17 protein-coding genes are annotated in these 19,133 nt (G+C 30.6%); 7 read left to right on the top strand and 10 right to left on the bottom strand.

The features are described from left to right. Window positions 1–27: 27 nt before the first annotated feature. The 4 genes from FRY74_RS00085 to FRY74_RS00070 all read right to left on the bottom strand — a co-directional run bounded on the left by FRY74_RS00085 (window position 28) and on the right by FRY74_RS00070 (window position 4,245). Window positions 28–1,116: a T9SS type A sorting domain-containing protein gene (locus tag FRY74_RS00085; RefSeq protein ID WP_147097416.1), complete on the bottom strand. Its 1,089-nt coding sequence runs from the start codon at window positions 1,114–1,116 to the stop codon at window positions 28–30. A gap of 78 nt (window positions 1,117–1,194) precedes the next feature. After that, on the bottom strand, window positions 1,195–1,755 hold the full coding sequence (locus FRY74_RS00080) for an L-threonylcarbamoyladenylate synthase (protein ID WP_147097414.1): 561 nt from the start codon (window positions 1,753–1,755) through the stop codon (window positions 1,195–1,197). A gap of 3 nt (window positions 1,756–1,758) precedes the next feature. Next, a complete protein-coding gene (gene rlmD, locus FRY74_RS00075; RefSeq protein WP_147097412.1) occupies window positions 1,759–3,195 on the bottom strand; it encodes a 23S rRNA (uracil(1939)-C(5))-methyltransferase RlmD in 1,437 nt (478 codons plus the stop codon). 48 nt (window positions 3,196–3,243) lie between these two features. After that, window positions 3,244–4,245 carry a sensor histidine kinase gene (locus FRY74_RS00070; protein ID WP_147097410.1) on the bottom strand — a complete coding sequence of 334 codons (1,002 nt, stop codon included), beginning with the start codon at window positions 4,243–4,245 and terminating at the stop codon, window positions 3,244–3,246. 171 nt (window positions 4,246–4,416) lie between these two features. Between FRY74_RS00070 and rocD the strand changes: the two genes are divergently transcribed. Further along, complete coding sequence (rocD, locus tag FRY74_RS00065) at window positions 4,417–5,700, top strand: ornithine--oxo-acid transaminase (protein ID WP_317132180.1); 1,284 nt, start codon at window positions 4,417–4,419, stop codon at window positions 5,698–5,700. A 63-nt stretch (window positions 5,701–5,763) separates the two neighbouring features. On the opposite strand, the gene FRY74_RS00060 is transcribed toward rocD, so the two are convergent. From FRY74_RS00060 to FRY74_RS00045, 4 genes are read right to left on the bottom strand one after another with little or no spacing between them, the layout of a single operon-like run. Continuing rightward, window positions 5,764–6,534, bottom strand: a complete 771-nt coding sequence (locus FRY74_RS00060; protein WP_147097409.1) for an NAD(P)-binding domain-containing protein — start codon at window positions 6,532–6,534, stop codon at window positions 5,764–5,766. 47 nt (window positions 6,535–6,581) lie between these two features. Further along, the gene (locus FRY74_RS00055; protein WP_147097407.1) at window positions 6,582–7,385 is read right to left on the bottom strand and encodes a hypothetical protein; all 804 of its coding nucleotides are present in this window, start codon (window positions 7,383–7,385) and stop codon (window positions 6,582–6,584) included. A gap of 36 nt (window positions 7,386–7,421) precedes the next feature. After that, entirely contained in the window at window positions 7,422–8,423 is a 1,002-nt protein-coding gene (gene holA, locus FRY74_RS00050; protein WP_147097404.1) for a DNA polymerase III subunit delta, read from the bottom strand. Further along, the gene (locus tag FRY74_RS00045; RefSeq protein ID WP_147097402.1) at window positions 8,423–9,208 is read right to left on the bottom strand and encodes an AMP nucleosidase; all 786 of its coding nucleotides are present in this window, start codon (window positions 9,206–9,208) and stop codon (window positions 8,423–8,425) included. The genes holA and FRY74_RS00045 overlap by 1 nt, the downstream gene beginning before the upstream one ends. A gap of 141 nt (window positions 9,209–9,349) precedes the next feature. On the opposite strand from FRY74_RS00045, the gene dapA reads away from it, so the two are divergent. The 3 genes from dapA (at window position 9,350) to FRY74_RS00030 (ending at window position 11,323) form a co-directional block, all read left to right on the top strand. Further along, the gene (gene dapA / locus FRY74_RS00040) at window positions 9,350–10,228 is read left to right on the top strand and encodes a 4-hydroxy-tetrahydrodipicolinate synthase (protein ID WP_147097400.1); all 879 of its coding nucleotides are present in this window, start codon (window positions 9,350–9,352) and stop codon (window positions 10,226–10,228) included. 26 nt (window positions 10,229–10,254) lie between these two features. After that, complete coding sequence (msrA, locus tag FRY74_RS00035; RefSeq protein WP_170227905.1) at window positions 10,255–10,884, top strand: peptide-methionine (S)-S-oxide reductase MsrA; 630 nt, start codon at window positions 10,255–10,257, stop codon at window positions 10,882–10,884. A 61-nt stretch (window positions 10,885–10,945) separates the two neighbouring features. Further along, complete coding sequence (locus tag FRY74_RS00030) at window positions 10,946–11,323, top strand: DUF1987 domain-containing protein (protein ID WP_147097398.1); 378 nt, start codon at window positions 10,946–10,948, stop codon at window positions 11,321–11,323. Window positions 11,324–11,388: 65 nt separating this feature from the next. On the opposite strand, the gene FRY74_RS00025 is transcribed toward FRY74_RS00030, so the two are convergent. After that, a complete protein-coding gene (locus FRY74_RS00025) occupies window positions 11,389–12,123 on the bottom strand; it encodes a shikimate dehydrogenase family protein (protein WP_147097397.1) in 735 nt (244 codons plus the stop codon). Window positions 12,124–12,223: 100 nt separating this feature from the next. Here FRY74_RS00025 and FRY74_RS00020 point away from each other — a divergent pair, with 100 nt between their 5' ends. Next, window positions 12,224–13,102 (top strand): hypothetical protein, encoded by an 879-nt coding sequence (locus FRY74_RS00020; RefSeq protein ID WP_147097395.1) that lies wholly within the window; start codon window positions 12,224–12,226, stop codon window positions 13,100–13,102. On the opposite strand, the gene FRY74_RS00015 is transcribed toward FRY74_RS00020, so the two are convergent. Continuing rightward, window positions 13,092–14,504, bottom strand: coding sequence for a hypothetical protein (locus FRY74_RS00015; RefSeq protein WP_147097393.1), 1,413 nt, complete (start codon window positions 14,502–14,504; stop codon window positions 13,092–13,094). The genes FRY74_RS00020 and FRY74_RS00015 overlap by 11 nt on opposite strands. Before the next feature lie 144 nt (window positions 14,505–14,648). Here FRY74_RS00015 and FRY74_RS00010 point away from each other — a divergent pair, with 144 nt between their 5' ends. Both FRY74_RS00010 and FRY74_RS00005 read left to right on the top strand, forming a co-directional pair. Next, window positions 14,649–17,468 carry a T9SS type A sorting domain-containing protein gene (locus tag FRY74_RS00010; RefSeq protein WP_170227904.1) on the top strand — a complete coding sequence of 940 codons (2,820 nt, stop codon included), beginning with the start codon at window positions 14,649–14,651 and terminating at the stop codon, window positions 17,466–17,468. 91 nt (window positions 17,469–17,559) lie between these two features. After that, on the top strand, window positions 17,560–19,133 hold a 1,574-nt coding region (locus FRY74_RS00005; protein WP_147097389.1), incomplete at its 3' end, for a hypothetical protein.

Here is a 19,133-nt window from a genome sequence, read left to right as displayed (position 1 = left end):
AGAGATTTAAAATGAAAAGGTTTTTAACTACTTTAAAATTCTAGATGAATAAATTATTCCTTCTCCATTAATAATTATAACTTCATAAATACCTTTGTTCCAATCAGTAGCATTAATTGAATTGTTATTTCCTGAATAAACTAATTGTCCAGTTGCTGAATAAATATTCACTAAGCATTCATTACATAAATTAGAAATTATTAGATTATCTCTAAAAGGGTTAGGATAAATGTTAATTTCAGATTTAGAATTTAAGGTAACTGTTCGTATGTCACTATATGAATAATCACCATTAAAATCTGTTTGTTTTAATCGGTAGTAAGAAATACCTGTTAATGGATTTTGGTCTATAATTGCATAGCTTTTATGAGTACTGCTATTTCCAGCACCAGGTACCTCTTTAACTGATTCCCAACTATTAATATCTTGGCTTCTTTCAATAGTAAAATAATCGTTATTAATTTCAGTTTGGGTTTTCCAATTAATCCAAACATCATTCTTTATTAAATTTGCATCAAAAGAAATTAAATTTATAGGTAAAGGAGATGAAGCTGTTGAGCTACAGCTGCCAGGAATAGAACAATTTGAGGTTGATCCAAAAACAGAACCAGAACCAGAGGTAGTTACAGTTCCGGTTATTGACATATCTCCAGAACCAACAATTTCAGAGCCAACTCCTCCATCAAAATTTCCGTTAATTTCTATTGTTCCATTTATAGTAATTGTATTAGAATTATTGTTGTTAGTAATATTTCCATTAATAATTAAAACCCCATTAGTATCAACATTAATAATTGAGCCGTTTGCAAATATTACATTACCATTTATCTCTAAAGTGTCATTTGCAGTAATAGTGATTACGGTTCCAGATTTAACTGATAGAACATCTGTTAAGGTTATTTTATGATTATTATCTATAATAATGACATCACTACCATTAGTTTGATTAAAAGAAGGTGAGGTGCCAATATCCCATTTTGAAGTTACCTTCCAGTCACCTGATGTTCCAATTGATGTATAAGTAGTTGTAGGTGGAAGTGAATAATTAGGTAATGATATTAAACAGAAAAACATAAATATCATTATTGATAAAATGTTTAATTTGAATGGAAACATATGATGTATTTAGATACACAAAGTTAATAATTATAATTACAGTTATATCTACATGTAATTAATTTAACTGTTCATTTATTATTTTCTTAACACTTGAATTTCACCATTTAAAGCTAATTTTAAAATAGAGGATAGATATTTTAACCCTTCATCTAATTCGGGATTGACAATGTAATCTACATTTGATTTTATGTTGTCAGATATTGATTGAAAATCTATAGGAGTTTCTTCACCACTAATGTTTGCAGATGTTGATATGATTGGCTTGTTCAGTTTGTATATCAATTTATTACAAAAGTTATCTTTTATTAGCCTTATACCTATGCTTCCATCTTCTCCTAAGGCATTATGAGCTAAATTTTTCCCTTGAGGGTAAATAATTGTAGTAGGTTTAGTTGCTAAATCGATTATATCCCAAGCTAATTCAGGAACTTCTTTAACATATTTTTGAAGCATACCATCATTGCAAACTAATGTAATTAAACTTTTAGCATCGCTTCTTTGTTTGATGTCGTAAATTTTTTTAACGGCTTCTACATTAGTAGCATCACAGCCTAAACCCCAAACCGTATCTGTAGGGTAGAGTATAACACCTCCTGCTTTTAATACTTCAATACATTTTTGAATTTCTTCTTGCATAATTTATTTTTGAAATAAAGCAATTGCTTCTACATGTGAAGTGTGAGGAAACTGATCAACTAAACTTAGTTTTTTTAGTTCATAACCAGCGGAAAATAAATCTTCCATATCGCGTGCTTGAGTTGCTGGATTACAGCTAACATATACAATATGTTTAGCATTTAATTCAATTACTCTTTTTAAAGCTTTACCAGATATTCCAGCTCTTGGCGGGTCAAGTATTATTGTGCCAATTTTATTTTGATATTCAGGATATTCAAATAAAAATTTGTTCACATCTGCAGCAAAAAACTCCACATTTTGGATATTGTTTTTAATTGCATTTTCTTTAGCATTTTCAATTGCTTCTTCAACGATATCAACTCCAATAACTTTAGCATTAGTTTTTGAAGCGATAATTTGACCAATTGTTCCTGTGCCGCAAAACAAGTCCATAACTACACCATCGCTAATGTTTTCATTTCCTTCTAAAGCATATTCAATCGTTTTATTGTATAAAAGTTCAGCACATTTTGGATTGGTTTGAAAGAAGCTTTGCATGCTTATTTCAAAGCTTAAGCCTAACAAATCTTCGTTTATAGTGCTTTTACCATATAAAAGCGTATCATCTCCAATTCTCGATTGAGCATTGTCTCCAATATCATTGTTAATGGTATGTAATAAACCAGCTAATCTATCTCCTAATAAATTAACTACAAAATCAGTAAATGCTTTAAAATCAAATTTTTCAATATTAGTATCGCTGGTAACTAATTTTAATAGTAATTGATTGTCTTTGTAGCTTTTACGAACCACTAAATAACGGAAAAAACCAACTTTTTTTGGTGGGTGCCAAGCTGGTAATCCAGAATTTTCACAATAAGATTTAATAAGGTTTAGTTTGTTTTCGAATTCTTCATCAAAAATTCCCGATTCTTTTTCAAGGTTTTCTACTATCCACCACGTACCACGCTTTTTAAACCCCAAAGCAAAACCGTCAAACTCTTCTTTTGTTTTTAAATCGTAACCAATAGCACTAAATGAATATTCCATTTTGTTTCGGTAATGAAACACTTCTGGAGATTCAATATATTTATCAAATACTTCTTCGATATTGTTACAACGACCGATTCGTTTATATACATTTAAGCAAGTATCTTTTTTAAATTCTTTTTGAACAGCAATTGGCAAATTTATAAATGGAGCGCCAGAAATTGGTTGAAAAGGCATATCCTCTTCAAGATGAGATTTTTCAATAATCTCAACCAGTTTGCATTCTGCATGTTTTTTACGCCTTTTTACAACTCTAGCACTAACTTTTTGACCTGTAAAAGTGTTCGGAACAAAAATTACATAATCACCATCTGGTGTATTTATTTTAGCAATTCCTTTGCCGCCAAAAGCAGTATCAGTAATTGTCACGGTAATAATGTTTCCTCTCTTTATTTCTGCTAATTCCATATTCAAAATTAAAGAGCGAAATTAACTAAATAAGCCAAATAGAGTTAACTAATTTAAATGAAGTGTAAATTTTGTGCCTTGATTTTTTTCAAAGCTATAGTTAGCATCAATTTGTTCACTTAAATCCTTTATTAAAGTTAAACCAAGAGATTTTGTGCTTTCAGTGTCAAAATCAAAACCACTTCCGTTGTCATGGATAATTAACTCGGTTTTATTGTTTTTTGAGTGAAGTGTAATTTCAATCACTCCATTTTTTTTCAACTTAAAAGCATGTTTGTAGGAATTGGTAATTACTTCATTAATAATTAATCCCATAGGAATAGCATTGCTGATTTCGGCATTGTAATTATCTAAAACTAATTTTAAGTTAACTTCAGTCTGTTCGTTTTTAAATGAACGAGAAAGATTAGCGCATAAATCTTCTATAAATACTTTTAAATCAACAGCTTTTAGATTTTCGACTTGGTATAATGTATTGTGTAAAGTTGCCAATGCTTCAACACGATTTTTGAAGTCTTCAATTAAATTGCTACATGAACTATTCTCATACTGACTTGTTTGAAGATTTAATATTCCAAGTATAAGAGCTAAGTTGTTTTTAACTCGATGATGAAGCTCTCTAAGTAAAATTTCTTTGTCTTCAATTGTTTTTTGTAATTGAGTAGCGGTTTCTATATCGAGTGTTATGTCTTTACTATTTGATGCAAATCCTATTGGTTCATTATTTTCGTTAAATATTAATTGAACAGAGAGTAATGCAGTAAAATTTGAACCGTCTTTTTTCTTTTGTATTATTTCTCCATACCAATAAGCTTTTTCTTTTATACTAGCAACAATTTCATCTGTATTGTGGGTTAGATTGCTATTAAAAATATCAGTAGTTTGTCCTAATAATTCGTGTTCTTCATAGCCATATAATTTACATGCAGCAGGATTAACATAATCAACAATGTTATTCATATTAGCAAATACAACAGCATTCCAGTTGTTTCTAATCATGTTTTTAAACAGACTAGCTTCTAACTTATTTTCATGATTAGTTTCCCCCATTTCTCAAAATTAGTTTCCAATTTACTAATATTCAACTTAAATTAGATAAATTTGTTTTTCGGATGATTTCTCTCCCTTAAACAGTTGTTCTTACTGTTGAAATGAGGAAAGGATGGGTGCTCTCCGTGAGGAGCTTCAATTTAAACTATTTTTATTTAAAATTGAAAAATTATGGGAACTACAACTATGAACGAACAAACAAAATCTCAACAACTAATTGCATTAGAAGATAAACATGGTGCACATAACTATCATCCACTACCAGTAGTGTTAGAAAGAGGTGATGGGGTTTATGTTTGGGATGTTGAAGGAAAGAAATATTATGACTTCCTATCTGCTTATTCAGCTGTAAATCAAGGTCATTGTCATCCAAAAATTGTTAAAGCATTAACTGACCAAGCAAATACGTTATGTTTAACTTCTCGCGCTTTTTACAATAACGTTCTTGGTGAGTTTGAAAAATTTGTAACTGAATATTTTGGTTTTGATAAAGTATTGCCAATGAATTCTGGTGCTGAAGCTGTAGAAACAGCAATTAAGTTAACTAGAAAATGGGGCTATGAGAAAAAGGGAATTGATGAAAATGAAGCCAAAATTATAGTTTGTGAAAACAACTTCCACGGAAGAACTACTACAATTATTTCATTTAGCAACGATCCTGATGCTCGTAAAAACTTTGGTCCTTATACACCAGGGTTTATAAAAATACCATACAATGATATTGATGCTTTAGAGGAAGCTTTAAAAGATGATAACGTTGCGGGCTTTATGGCTGAACCTATTCAAGGAGAAGCTGGTGTTTTTGTTCCAGATGAAGGTTATTTAGCTGAAGCTAAGGAATTATGTAAAGCAGCAGGTGTTTTATTTATAGCAGATGAAGTTCAAACAGGAATTGCAAGAACTGGTAGATTGTTAGCTACTTGTGGTAATTGTGATTGTTCAAATGGTTGTGAAAATAAACCAGAGATTAAACCAGATGTATTGATTTTAGGTAAAGCCATTTCAGGAGGAGTATATCCAGTTTCTGCTGTTTTAGCTAATGATGAAATAATGAATGTTATAAAACCTGGAGAGCATGGTTCTACATTTGGAGGAAATCCTATTGCTGCTAAAGTTGCTATTGCAGCTCTTGAAGTTATTAGAGATGAAAAATTAGCTGAAAATGCTCAAGCTTTAGGAGAGTTGTTTAGATCAGAAATCAACAAATTAGTAGATGAGTCTCCATTGGTGAAATTAGTTAGAGGAAAAGGGTTGCTAAATGCAATTGTAATTAACGATACAGAAGATAGCTCAACTGCTTGGGATATTTGTATTAAATTAAGAGACAATGGTTTATTAGCGAAACCAACTCATGGTAACATTATTCGTTTTGCTCCACCATTGGTAATGAACAAAGAACAATTGTTAGATTGTGTTGCTATTATTAGAAAAACAATTTTAGAATTTAAAAAGTAATTTTTTTCATAAAGCATAAAAAAAGCCTCGCTTATAGCGGGGCTTTTTACTTGATAATAGTTTTTAATCATTACAATTCATTAAATTATTAACCTTAAACTCGTATTGAAGAAGTTTTTTTAGTTTTTCGTTACTCACTATCTTGTATTCATTAAGTGAATTTTCGTTTACTTTAGGTTTTTCGTTTCTTAACTTTAATACTTCTTTTGTGTAAAATTCTTTTCGTTTAGGATGACTGTCAGCACAAGCATTTAGTGTTTCATTCCAACAATTGGTTGTAATTATCTTTTCAATAATATTTATACAATCGTCTTGGTGTATAAGGTTTATAAATCCTTCTGGGTTTTCAATTTGTTTATCAGGTTTTATAAAATTACCAGGTTTTCGATTGTAACCAAACAATCCAGCAAATCGAACTATTGTAGTGTTGAAATTAGTATTTGTTCTAAATAGATTTTCTATTTCGGCAAGCGGGGTGTTTTGCGTTGGATTAGTTTCAGTTACCACATCATTTGTATTAGGGTAAACAGAGGTAGAACTAATAAAAATAACGTTTTCAATAGTCGATTTTTCAATGTTAGCAATTAGTCGATTAAAATCAGTACTGTTTTTATTTGTAATAGCAATAATTAAAACGTTGGCAGTCAAAAAGTCGGTTATATCATTATATGTTCCAATGTTAACAATGTATGGTTTAATGTTGTGGTTTTTAAAAATTTTACTATTTCTGTCAGTAGTATTTGAGCCTTTTAGGTTATAACCTTTTTTAGTTAAACTAATAGCTAAAGGTAGTCCTAACCAGCCACAACCTAGTATACTTATTGTTTTATTCAATAGCTTGTTTTTAAATTAAAATAGCAGAATTAACTTATTTGAAGAGATTAGTTGTCTCTTTTTTCAAATGAATCATCATTTGCTAAACTGTCGTTGTTAGCTTCAGTTGGTTTTAATATGTCATCAAAAGCAGCATACATTGTAGTATAGGTAAGGGGTATGGTGATAAATAAGCCTACAAAAATACACATGGCACCAGCAATATTCATAATTGCCAATAAAATGATTAGACCAAAAAAGTGAAAGAATTTTTTCTGAATAATTTTACGACTAGCTTCCATACTTTCCCATGCAGAGACATTAAAGAAATGTGCTATTGGGTTGGAAAACATATAAATAGTTTGAATAAAAAATAAAAACAAATAAGTGATAATTGCTAATGGTATCATTGCTTCCAGATCAAACATTTCGAATACTGCTCCAGGATTGTTGTCATAATAATCAGCATTTTGAACAATATCGAAAATGCCAGAAAAAATGGATGTAAAGCCAAAAATTAAAATCGGCATTAATATTACTATCGTAAATCCTAATATAATCAATTGAACGATGGTTATTTTCCCAAAAGAGCTAAATGGTTTAAATAAATCATCGAAAGTAGGATTGGCATTATATTGTATATTTTGACTAAACACAAAAAAGCCAACCATTAAAACGCCACCTAAAATTTGTGCACCAATACTGCCAATAACAGGAATAAAAGCAACAACCATTATCATTAACATCGTTAAGGCAAAGAATCCAATATAGTGACCTGGTTTTTTGCCAAATAATTGCCATCCTCTCGAAAAATACTCTCCGAATTTAAATTCGTAATCGTTAGTGATAAGGTCTTGTAATTTGTCTTGCATGTTCATTTTGTAATATTGATTTAAGGTCAATTAAAGTTAGTGAATTATTTTAAAAACTAGTTCTTTCAATAAATCACCAGGAGTCGCAGAGGTATTATTTACCCCTTTAGATTTTAAGTCGTAATCTCTTAAATACTCAATTACTTTTACAGCTTTCTTAATGTTATAATTTTTTGCAGCCACTTGGTATTCTTGCACAAAAAATGGGTTTATACGAAGTAATGAAGCAATATTGTTTCGACTTTTGTCTTTGGCGTAATGGTAATTTAAGATATTGGTAAAAAAGCTATATAAAATACCGATTGTCATTGGCAAAGGGTTGTCTTTTTGATTTTTAGCAAAGTGATAAACAATTTTGTTAGCTTTTAAAACGTCTTTTGTTCCAATGGCTTTGTTTAACTCAAATGAGTTGTAATCTTTACTAATTCCAATATTTTTTTCTACTAATTCTGGTGTTATTTCTGTTCCAGGAGGAACGTTAATGATAAGTTTATTTAACTCATTAGCTACTTTGCTTAAATCAGTGCCTAAAAACTCCGCAATTAATGCAGAAGCATGAGGAGAAATGGTATACTTTTTACTTTTTAAATAACCGTTTATCCAATCGGGTACTTGGTTGTCATAAAGTTTTTTCGACTCTAATAAAACTGCTTGTTTTTTTATTTTTTTTGTAACACTTTTTCGACCATCAAGTGTTTTGTATTTATAGCAAAAAACTAAAATGGTAGAAGGTGTAGGTTGTTCTAGATAAGCTTCTAGCTTATCTATTTCTTTTTCTAAATGCTGAGCTTCTTTAACTATAACGACATTATGATTTGACATCATAGGGTAGCGTTTAGCTTCACTAATAATGGTAATCATATCAGTTTCTTTGCCGTAAACAATAGTTTGGTTGAACTCTTTTTCACCAGCATCTAAAATATTGTCTTCAATATAATCAGCAACAATATCTATGTAATATGGTTCTTCGCCCGATAAAAAATAAACCGGATGGTAAACCTTGTTTTTTAAATCAGTTAGTATTTGTTTGTGATCCATTAATCTTCAGAATAAGAGTATCTTAAGTGTTTAACACTAGTTCCGTTGTTTTTTATTTCTTGTAAAGATTGAATGCCAATTTGGATGTGTTTCTGAACGTAATTTGTTGTAACAACCTTATCGCTTTGGTCTGTTTTTACACCCTCAGGAGTCATTGGCTGGTCGCTAACTAATAGTAAAGCACCGGTTGGTATTTTATTGGCAAAACCTACAGTAAACAAAGTTGCAGTTTCCATATCAATTGCCATAGCACGAGTTTCTCGTAAATAATCTTTAAAATCTTCGTCGTGTTCCCAAACTCTTCTGTTTGTTGTGTAAACAGTACCTGTCCAATAATCCATTTCAAATTCTCTTACAGTTGTTGAAACAGCTCTTTGTAATGTAAATGCTGGTAAAGCAGGTACTTCTTGAGGTAAATAATCATCAGAAGTTCCTTCACCTCTAATAGCGGCTATTGGCAAAACAAAATCACCCAATTTGTTTTTCTTTTTTAATCCACCACATTTTCCTAAAAATAAACATGCTTTTGGTTCAATCGCGCTTAATAAGTCCATTATAGTGGCAGCATTAGCGCTTCCCATGCTAAAGTTTATAATAGTAATTCCATTATGTGTTGCATTTGGCATCGCTTTATCTTTTCCCTTTACTTCAACACCATATTCTTGAGCAAAAAAGTCAACATAATTATTAAAATTGGTAAGCAATATGTATTTACCAAAATCCTCTAATGCAGTTCCTGTATATCTGGGTAACCAGTTTTTAACTATTTCTTCTTTTGATGTCATATTTTTTCTATTTAATCTACTAAATTAGTGAACTTATAACGTTATTTTTATAAAAGATATTAAATGAATTAAACAAAATATTTAACAAATATTTAAAAATTAAAATATTAACCGGATTTTTGTAAAAAACAATATAGGAAAATGTACAATTTTAAAGGTACAGGTGTTGCAATTGTTACACCTTTTAAAGCTGATAAAAGCGTTGATTATAATGCTTTAGAGAAATTAGTCAATTATTTAATTGATAATGGAATTAATTATATAGTTGTTCAGGGAACTACTGGAGAATCTGTTACTTTAACTAAGCAAGAAAAGGCAGAAACTTTAGCATTTATTATCAAGGTTAATAATGGTAGATTACCTATTGTATTAGGAATTGGAGGGAATTGTACTCAAACGGTTGTTGATACTTTAAAAATAACAGATTTAACTGGAGTAGATGCGATATTGTCAGTTAGTCCATATTATAACAAACCAACACAAGAAGGTATTTATCAGCATTATAAAGCAGTATCAGAAGCTTCAACTTTACCAATTATTTTATATAATGTTCCTGGGCGAACAAGTTCTAATATTTTACCAGCAACAACTTTGCGTTTAGCAAATGATTTTAGCAATATTATAGCGATTAAAGAGGCTTCAGGTAATTTAGAACAGTGTATGACTATTATTCAAAATAAGCCAAAAGACTTTTTGGTTATTTCGGGTGATGATGCATTGGTGTTGCCTTTTATGGCTTGTGGTGGAGATGGTGTGATATCAGTAATAGCAAATGCTTTTCCTAAAGGATTTAGCGATATGACAACTGCGGCCTTAAATGGAAATTATTCGTTAGCAAAAGACTTGCATTACAAACATTTTGAAATTATTCATTACTTATTTGTAGATGGAAATCCTGCAGGAGTTAAAGCGGTTCTTAAAATGTTAAATATAATTGGAGATGATGTTCGTTTGCCTTTAGTTCAAGTAACCGAAAATACATTGAAAAATTTAGAAAAATTAACATCTCAAATGAAATAAGGTACTTTCGTTTGAGTTAATCTTATATGAAAAAATATTTAAGCATATTTACAACTGTTATTTTTCTAATTTCGTGTTCTAATTATAGAGCAGAAGTAAAAGAATTAGCAATACAAAATAATACAAACATGGATACAATTACTTTAGGTGCAGGATGTTTTTGGTGTGTAGAAGCTGTCTATTCAGATTTAAAAGGAGTAGAGGATGTAGTTTCTGGATTTTCTGGAGGAACAATTAAAAACCCATCATACAAAGAAGTTTGTACGGAACGAACTGGTCATGCTGAAGTTTGTCAGTTAACATACAATCCAGAAGTAATCTCATTTAAAGAAATACTAGAAGTGTTTTGGCAAACACATGATCCAACTACGTTAAACAGACAAGGAGCTGATGTTGGAACTCGTTATCGTTCAGCAATATTTTATCATACTGATGAGCAAAAACAAATTGCCGAAGATTATTTAAAAGTACTTAATGATGAAAAAGCTTTTGAAAATCCAATAGTTACTGAAATAACTGCATTTACAAACTTCTATCCAGCAGAAGATTATCATCAAGATTATTTTGAATTAAACGGAGAGCAACCCTATTGTACAGCTGTTGTACGTCCAAAAGTTGAAAAATTCAGAAAGATATTTAAGGATAAGTTAAAGTAGTAGGTTTTTGATTCTACCTCAATAATTATATATTTGTATTGTCTTAGACATAAAAATAAATATGGAATCATTATTTCAAGAAGGAAAGTTTAACATCCCCACAATTAGATTTAATAAAAGTGGAATACTTTCTATTGAAGGAAGATCGATTCCTGAACATCCTCTAAAGTTTTATCAGCCATTAACAGATTGGCTAACCTCTTTTTTAGCTACTTCACCCGAGAAGGTTTTATTAAAAGTCCATTTAGATTACCTAAATACGCATTCAACAGAATGTATGTTGGTGTTGTTTAAAAAAGTAGATGATTATTTTATTTCTTCTAAGAAGGATGTATCTATTGTATGGGTGTTTGATGAGGATGATGAAGATATGGAGGTTTTAGGTGAAGATTTAAAAACCTTTGTTACGCTCCCTTTTAAAATAGAAGAAGAAAAATAAATCTTTCTTTCTAAACCTTATTTTTTATATCTAGAATTTTAAGAGAGTTTTAAACTTTCATTAGTTTATGAATTCCATATCTGCCAAGCTTTTTCTGCTTGTAACTGAAGCATTTGATATCCATTTAAAGTGATAGCTCCGCGTTGTTTACCTTCTTTCACAAAAACAGTTTGTTTAGGATTGTAAACTAAATCATACAGTAAATGATTTGCTGTAATTAAATTGTAATTAATATTTGGTTTCTCTTCAATATTAGGGAATGTACCAATAGGAGTCGTGTTTACAATAATTTGATGGTGTTTAATTACATATTCGTTTACATCTTCATAACTGATTTCATTATCATTTTTAGGATTACGAGAAACAAAAAGGCAGTTGATATTGATGCTATTTAAAGCATAAACTACAGCTTTTGATGCGCCTCCAGTACCAAGGATTAAAGCTCTTTCGTGATTTATTTCAACGAAAGGTTTTAGCGATTGTTTAAATCCAAAATAATCGGTGTTATGACCGATTAACTTATCTCCTTCAATCTTAATGGTGTTAACAGCACCAATTTCCTTAGCTTCTGGACTTAATTCGGTTAAATAAGGAATTACGCTTTCTTTGTAAGGAATGGTAACATTTAATCCCTTTAAACTAGAGTTTTGATTTAATATTGGAACTAATTTTTCTATATTATCAATATCAAATAATTCGTAACTACAATCAGTTATATTTTCTTTTTCAAATTTCTCAGTAAAATATTTTTTTGAAAAAGAGTGAGATAATGGATGTCCTATTAATCCGTAAAGATTCATGATTTCTGTTTTCGCCAAATTATTAAATAATAGAATGCTTTACAATAAAATAAATTAAAGAATCGTTTAATGATTGTAAGTTAAATTTAAATCCCTAGTTATGAGTTATTTGAAGCTACTGTGCTTAAAAAGCACCCTAATATCCCTATGTTTAATTTTTACTTCATTTAATGTTGTTTTTTACGATAGTAATCCTCATCCAATATCAATAGAGCAGGCTGTTAGAAACAACCTAGTTAATTGTAATATAAGTTCAAATGGAGGGCATGAGGGTTCGTGTATAAATATGAACTTAGAAAATAAAAGTTTACATGATTTAACTGTTAAAATAGAATCAGGTAGAAATTTATTATCGAACGACACAAATAAACAAGATATATTAATTGTAAATGAAGAGATTTTTGTATTAAAAAAAGGTGTTCAAAAAGGTAAAGATTTATTTGGATTTTGTTCACAATCAAATAAGGGTTCTCCTTCCTTAAATGAAACTTATAGTGTAGGAGACATGAAAGACAAAAAAACGGTTCAACTAACAAACTATTTATCTAAAAATAATTATCCGCTATCAGCTATGCAAAATGCCATTTGGGTAATGACAAATAATAGGAGGGTGGAAGGTATTTTTCACGAAAACAGAGATTCTATTCAAAGTTTAATGGATTATGTATCTGATTTAACTTACCAATTTACTCCTTGGTATTCTATTCAATATTTCAATGATGATTCAAATTTGGTTTCGGATAATGCAAAACAAATTTGGGGTGAATTTGAAGGGAGATTACTAAAAGATACAAAGGTTAAAGTTGTTGTGTTTGATATGTTGAATATAGCCCAATTGAGGAAAGAAATTATTATAAATGAAGAAGCAAATACACATCCTATAAGTGTAGATGTAAGTAGTTTGCCAAAAGGACGATATCATATAGGCTTTTATGTTGTTGGTGGAGGAAGAGTAGATGAAAAAGTATTTAGTATTTAGTTAGTTTATCTTCAACCCATTTTTGAAAATCAAACAAATTAAACATGCTTTTTTCATAATGGTCGTCCTTAAGAATTTTAAGATTCTCGTTAACTTTGTCTAAGTGTTTTTTGTTTCCTGAAGTAAATTTTGTGATGAAATTAATTACTTCTTTTTCAGTTTTATATAATCTCTTTTTACGCTTAAGGTAGTTCGCGGCAGATGCAGATAAATATTCAATTGTAAAGTCATTTTTCAGTTCAAAATGAATTAACAAATTAATTAAACGAACATAGGTTAAAATGTCTTCTCTTTTTTTAAATGAAGTATCGTTAATAATTATGTTGCTTAATTGAAGTGCTTTTTTAAATTCGCTTTGTTCAATTTTAATTCTAATAATTAAAATCAAGTGTTCATAAACCACTGATTTGTTAATGTTGTCGCAATGTAAATGGTATTCGTTTTTTATTCGCTCGTAGGCAATATTGGCTAACTTAAATTCATTATTTAAAATATGAATGTATAGCCTTAAATTGTTCGATAGGTAAAACAGATAAGCACTGATAGATTTTGAAGTAGATATTAATTTATTGGTTTTTAAATTGTCTAATTTATCTATAAAGAATAAAGCTTTTTTATAATTCTTTAAGTTTCGGTAAGTGTTAGCAGTATTGTAAATACTTGAAATATATCCTTTTACTGAATATTCTATTAAGAATTGATTTGATTCATATAGGTCGACAACCTTTTCTAAATAGACAAGTTCTTTTTTATAGTCTTTTGTGGCGTTTAAGTAAGCTATATTTAAGCTATTTAAAAATAAGTTTGATTTTTTTGAAGGCAAGCCTTGTTTAGTATTCTGTTTAACAACTTTTTCTAATTGAGAGATGTCCTCTTTAGATCTAATAGAACCTATGCTTTGTCTTACTTTGTATAATTCGGTAGTTTGTTCTTGAATTGCAGTAAAGCCAACTTGTTTTTTTAAAACGTTTTCAAACTCTTTAATTTTATCTAAAGCAATATCGTAGTTGTTTATTTTAGATAATATTTCAAATTCAGTTTGTTTTACTGTAAGTAAGTGAGTAAAAAGTTCAGCTTCTTCAGCTATTTTGGCTGTTTTTTCAAGTGTTTTTAAAGCCTGAGATTCTAATCCTTTGTAAGCTAATATTTCAGCACTTATAATTAAGTTTTGCACTTTCATTTTTGTACTAAAATCAGCATAGTAAGCATTTAAGCTTTTCAAGATTAATCGATATAGGTAGTTTTTTTCAGCAGATAAATTTTTTACGAAAGGTTGCTGAAGAAGTATTTCGTTGCTTATGGATTCACTTTTATCAATAAAATCAAACATTAGTAAATATTGGTTGGTTTCACCAATAACATGTCGTTGTGAGAAGATTTTAAAAAACCTTTTCTCTGACATAGTTAAGGAATTTATAAGGTCAAAAAGTGGTTCAGCTTTCATGTTTGTAAAATTAACAATTTATAATTCAGACTTTTTAAAATATTAAAATAATTCAATGTTAAAATGCTTGTCTTGTGTATAATTTTATATAAAATAATCATTATGAAAGCCCTAATATTCTTATTTTGTTTTTCTCCTTTTGTTATGTTGTCACAAGTAATGACTAATTGGTCTCTCACAAATTCTGTTACTTTAGATTTTGTTCATCAAGACGGAACCAATATAGATAACGCTGATGGAACTAATCCAGCTGTGCCAACTGCTAGTGGAGCAAGAGCCTTAGGATTTGATTTTTGGTACATGGGAGTTAGGTACACTCAGGCAAATTACACCAATTTTGGAACTTTTAGTTTAGGTGCTTCAGCAGTTACAACTAAAGTCAATGATTTAACCAATCATCCAAATGGTAGACCAATATTAGCTCCTCTATGGGATAATATTGAAATTGATGATGGTAATTCTGCTCGTATTGAAGGTGTCTACGAAAATTCTTCTAGAGGATATAGTGGAGAAAGAAAGCATTCGGTTACGTGGGAAGCTATGGAATGGGATCAATCTGAAGCAACAGCACCAATTTCATTCCGATGTGTTTTACATGAAACAGGTGAAATAGAATTTCAATACAGTCAAGAGACTGCAGGATGGTCTCCTTCAAATCCTCTTGCATCGATGGGATTTACTGCTGTTGGAACAGGTTCAGGAAATTTTGTTTCTGTAAACGGGTCAGAAGCAATTAGCACAACTATTGAAGATCCAAATAGAAATGGAGCAGATATTTCTAACATGTCATCTACTACTGATGCTAGTTATTTATTTTCACCAATAAATAAGTGTATTGCACCTTTTTTAACTTCAGCTACAACTATTAGTTCGTCACAAATTGATATAACATGGACAGATAATAGTAGTGATGAGTTAGGGTTTGCAGTGTATTATTCTATACAACCAGAAGTGCCTCTTGATGCGGCTAACTTTTTCTCATATGAGCCAGCAAATTCTACCTCTAAATCTATTACTGGGCTTTCTGGGTGTTCTAAATATTATTTTAAAGTTCTAGCAATAAAAGAGTCTTATACTCCTTCCAATATTTTGAACGCAACAACGAGTGTGGGAGCTGGAACAGATTATTATGTAAATGACGGAACTTTAAATGGTAGTGATATTTATACAACTAATATTGGTGCAGTTGGAAACACTGGTTTAACTCCAGCTTCACCAAAATCATCAATTTCTGCGATAATTAGTTCTTATGTACTAACTTCAGGAGATAGAATTTTTGTTGATGCGGGTACGTTTGCTGAGAATGTTGTTGTTACTTCTATTGATGACGGTTCTGGGGGATGTCCTGTTCGCTTCATTGGGGTAGATTCATCTTTAACTATAATTAATTCTGCAGGAGGAATACCTTTAACTTTTTCGAATGTGGATTATGTGAGCTTTGAAAATTTTAAAATTTTAGGAAATGGTGTTGCTGAAGATGCTGTTGAACTTAATGGAGGTAGTCATTGTCAGTTGACCCATTGCTGGATAATTAATCAACAAGGAGGTAATGAAAGTGCAATTGACATGGGGGGTGGTCCATCAGGGTCATTGTTTCATACAATAAATAATTCCCGAATAGAATGTGGTATAGGTGGTGGTATTGATTTGGATGGGGCTACAGCGCCAGCAGCTTATAATGAATTTGGAGAGTATTATGATAATATTATTATTATGAGTGGAGGAGGTGCTTTTGGTGTAGGTTTTTACTATTCTAATCACAATAAAGTGTTTAGAAATAGGATTTCAGGGAATGGATATGGTTTATATTTTGATGGGTCAGCAAATGGAGATTCTGATTATAATCAGATATATAATAATTATATTAGCGCATTCGTAGGATTTTATAATGATAAGCCAAATAGTAATATAGGTAGACTTCAATATAATTCATTTTATACTACCTCTCATTGTCTTTGGTTTGATAATACTTCGGGAGGACAAAGCAATTGGGTTATTAAAAATAATATATTTTATACAACGGCTAGTTCTACTTCTGAGTATTGTGTTCAATTTGATGGCGCTGCTAAAATCGGAGAAATTGATTGTAACTGGTATTATTATCCAAATGGAGCTAGGTGTGCTCAGTTAAGTTTAAATTATGCAACATTGACAGCTTGGAAAGGGGTTGATCATTCTAATGTTAATAATGGTGATGAGAATTCTGGTGGAGGAAATAGCGGTCCAGATGATCCAAAATATTCGAATTCAGCTATTAATGATTTAGATTTATTGTCTGGTTCTCCTTGTTTCGCTTCAGGTTGCCCTATTAATGTGAGTGAAGATATTTATTTTACTCCAAGGTCATCTACACCTTCTATTGGTGCATATGAAGAGATAAGTACTTTACCTATTAAGCTTGTGAGTTTTTCTGTAGACTGCTATAAAATGTATTCAATTCTAAATTGGAAAACTTCAGTAGAAATTAATAATGATTATTTTGTAGTGGAAAAAGCAGGCCAAGATTTTAATTTTGAACCTTTAGCTTATATTTCTGGTGCAGGAAATTCATCTGTGATTCAAAACTATATATTTGAAGATGATACAAAAGAAACAGATGAAGTCTCATATTATAGGTTAAAACAAGTCGATTTTAATGGGGAGTATTCTTATTCAAATATTATAGCTTCAAAGTGTGATAATACTTCTGATAATCTATCTGTTTACCCTAACCCAGTAAATGATGTATTGAATTTAAAAGGAAATATAGAGCAAATAGAGCTTTATGATGTTTCGGGTAATTTAGTAAAACAGCAACTTCTAAATCCAGAGGATTCTCAATATAGAATCTCTACAGGTAATATTAATTCAGGTATTTACTTATTAAAAATTAGAATGGTTAGTGGTAAAGTTGATTTTAAAAAGATTTCTATTAGTCATTAGAATTTTATTGTCAGACTTTTTAAATTTAATTTTTTAGTAATCATCTATTAATCTTTAAATCTTTATTTTTATTGTAATCAAAATAATTACAATGAATAAAAGACTTACTTTTTATCAATTTCTTACTGTTTTAACAGTATTTTTTTTCTCAATTAAACTCTCAGCTCAAACAACTTATTATGTTAATGATGGCTCATTAGCTGGCGACATTTATACAACTGCAGTTGGTAATAATGCGAATCCAGGTACTGCAGCAGCACCATTCGCTACCCTAACATATGTTGTAAATACAATAGGTTTGTCATCAGGTGACACCGTTTTTATAGATGCGGGGAGCTTTAATCAAACTGATAAGAATTTAGTTTTTAATTTTAATAACACTCATTTTATTGGAGCAGGAAGTAGTTTGACAGTTTTTAATAACCAAGCTGCAAGCGCTGATGCAAATAGATGGGCAACTATAACAGGAAGTAATATATCAGTAAAAGATCTAACAATTACTCAATATAATTTTGGAACATCAGATGGTACAGCTATTTATGTAAATGGAGCATCTAATTTGTTAATTCAGAATGTTCTAACAGATGAGAATAAACCTGGTGGAGGAGGAAGTTCTATTTATATTACGAATAGTTCTTCAGTAACATTGTTAGGGGGTGGAGCAAACTGTAATACAGCTGTTTCTCTTACTGGTGGTGGTGTAAAAATAGAAGGTGCTGGAAATTTAGTTTCTTTTGAAGATTATTCTTTTTCAAATAATTCTAAAGATTATGAAGGTGGTTCAGGTCTTCATATTGCTGGAACTGCTACAACAGTAGTAACTGTAACTAACTCTATTTTTGCTGATAATAGAAATCAAGGAGCCGAAGGTGGTGGTGCAATTTTTATCTCAGGTTCTGTTTTAAATGTTACCGGAACATGTTTTAGTGATAATGAAGGATATTATACTTCAGGCCCAATGTATGGTGGTGCTATTGCTGTGGCAAGAGGTGCGCAAGTTAATTTATCAAACTGTAGTTTTACAAATAATACAATTGGTTCAAGCGGAAAAGGTGGAGCTATTGGTGTAAATACTAGTTTTGCTGGTTCAGGTAGTGCTGTTATTGTAAATATCGATTCGTGTTCTTTTAGTGGAAATACCTGTGGTGAAGGTAGTGATGTTTACGGAAGAGTAGGAAGTAGTAACGCTGTAACAATTAACATCAACGAATGTACTTTTTCTGGAACTAGCTTAGATATTAGAGATGATAATACAGCTTCAATAAATATCCAAAATTCAGGTAATCCTTCTGCAACAGGAGCAGGAATAAATAAGTTAAATACTACTGCTGCTTTATCAACTCCAAATACAACTTGTCCAGTTTTAGTAGGATCTTGTTATCCTCCACTTTGTACGAATCCAACTCCAACTGGTGATGCAACTCAAACATTTTGTGTTGCAGATAGCCCAATAGTAAATAACTTATCTGCCGCAGGTGGTTTGGTTGTATGGTACGATGATCCTACTGCCGGGTCTGCTTATACTGGGACTGAAGCTTTGGTAGATGGTCAAACTTATTATGCTAGTGATGATGCAGCGGTTTGTGCGCCTAGTGTTCCAAGATTAGCTGTTTTAGTAAATTTATCCGATACAGCTTCACCAACCACAAGTGCTGTTAATCAAGT

Origin of the sequence: Vicingus serpentipes, from assembly GCF_007993035.1 — a bacterium.
Lineage (GTDB): Bacteria > Bacteroidota > Bacteroidia > Flavobacteriales_E > Vicingaceae > Vicingus > Vicingus serpentipes.
The sequence above is the reverse complement of the archived record's forward strand: the minus strand, read 5'-3'. Positions and strand labels throughout refer to the sequence as shown.

Bases quoted from the DNA above. Each gene is read 5' to 3' on its own strand.
- FRY74_RS00085 (WP_147097416.1), bottom strand. From the start codon at position 1,116: ATGTTTCCATTCAAATTAAACATTTTATCAATAATGATATTTATGTTT.
- FRY74_RS00080 (WP_147097414.1), bottom strand. From the start codon at position 1,755: ATGCAAGAAGAAATTCAAAAATGTATTGAAGTATTAAAAGCAGGAGGT.
- rlmD (WP_147097412.1), bottom strand. From the start codon at position 3,195: ATGGAATTAGCAGAAATAAAGAGAGGAAACATTATTACCGTGACAATT.
- FRY74_RS00070 (WP_147097410.1), bottom strand. From the start codon at position 4,245: ATGGGGGAAACTAATCATGAAAATAAGTTAGAAGCTAGTCTGTTTAAA.
- rocD (WP_317132180.1), top strand. From the start codon at position 4,417: ATGGGAACTACAACTATGAACGAACAAACAAAATCTCAACAACTAATT.
- FRY74_RS00055 (WP_147097407.1), bottom strand. From the start codon at position 7,385: ATGCAAGACAAATTACAAGACCTTATCACTAACGATTACGAATTTAAA.
- holA (WP_147097404.1), bottom strand. From the start codon at position 8,423: ATGGATCACAAACAAATACTAACTGATTTAAAAAACAAGGTTTACCAT.
- FRY74_RS00045 (WP_147097402.1), bottom strand. From the start codon at position 9,208: ATGACATCAAAAGAAGAAATAGTTAAAAACTGGTTACCCAGATATACA.
- dapA (WP_147097400.1), top strand. From the start codon at position 9,350: ATGTACAATTTTAAAGGTACAGGTGTTGCAATTGTTACACCTTTTAAA.
- msrA (WP_170227905.1), top strand. From the start codon at position 10,255: ATGAAAAAATATTTAAGCATATTTACAACTGTTATTTTTCTAATTTCG.
- FRY74_RS00030 (WP_147097398.1), top strand. From the start codon at position 10,946: ATGGAATCATTATTTCAAGAAGGAAAGTTTAACATCCCCACAATTAGA.
- FRY74_RS00025 (WP_147097397.1), bottom strand. From the start codon at position 12,123: ATGAATCTTTACGGATTAATAGGACATCCATTATCTCACTCTTTTTCA.
- FRY74_RS00020 (WP_147097395.1), top strand. From the start codon at position 12,224: ATGAGTTATTTGAAGCTACTGTGCTTAAAAAGCACCCTAATATCCCTA.
- FRY74_RS00015 (WP_147097393.1), bottom strand. From the start codon at position 14,504: ATGTCAGAGAAAAGGTTTTTTAAAATCTTCTCACAACGACATGTTATT.
- FRY74_RS00010 (WP_170227904.1), top strand. From the start codon at position 14,649: ATGAAAGCCCTAATATTCTTATTTTGTTTTTCTCCTTTTGTTATGTTG.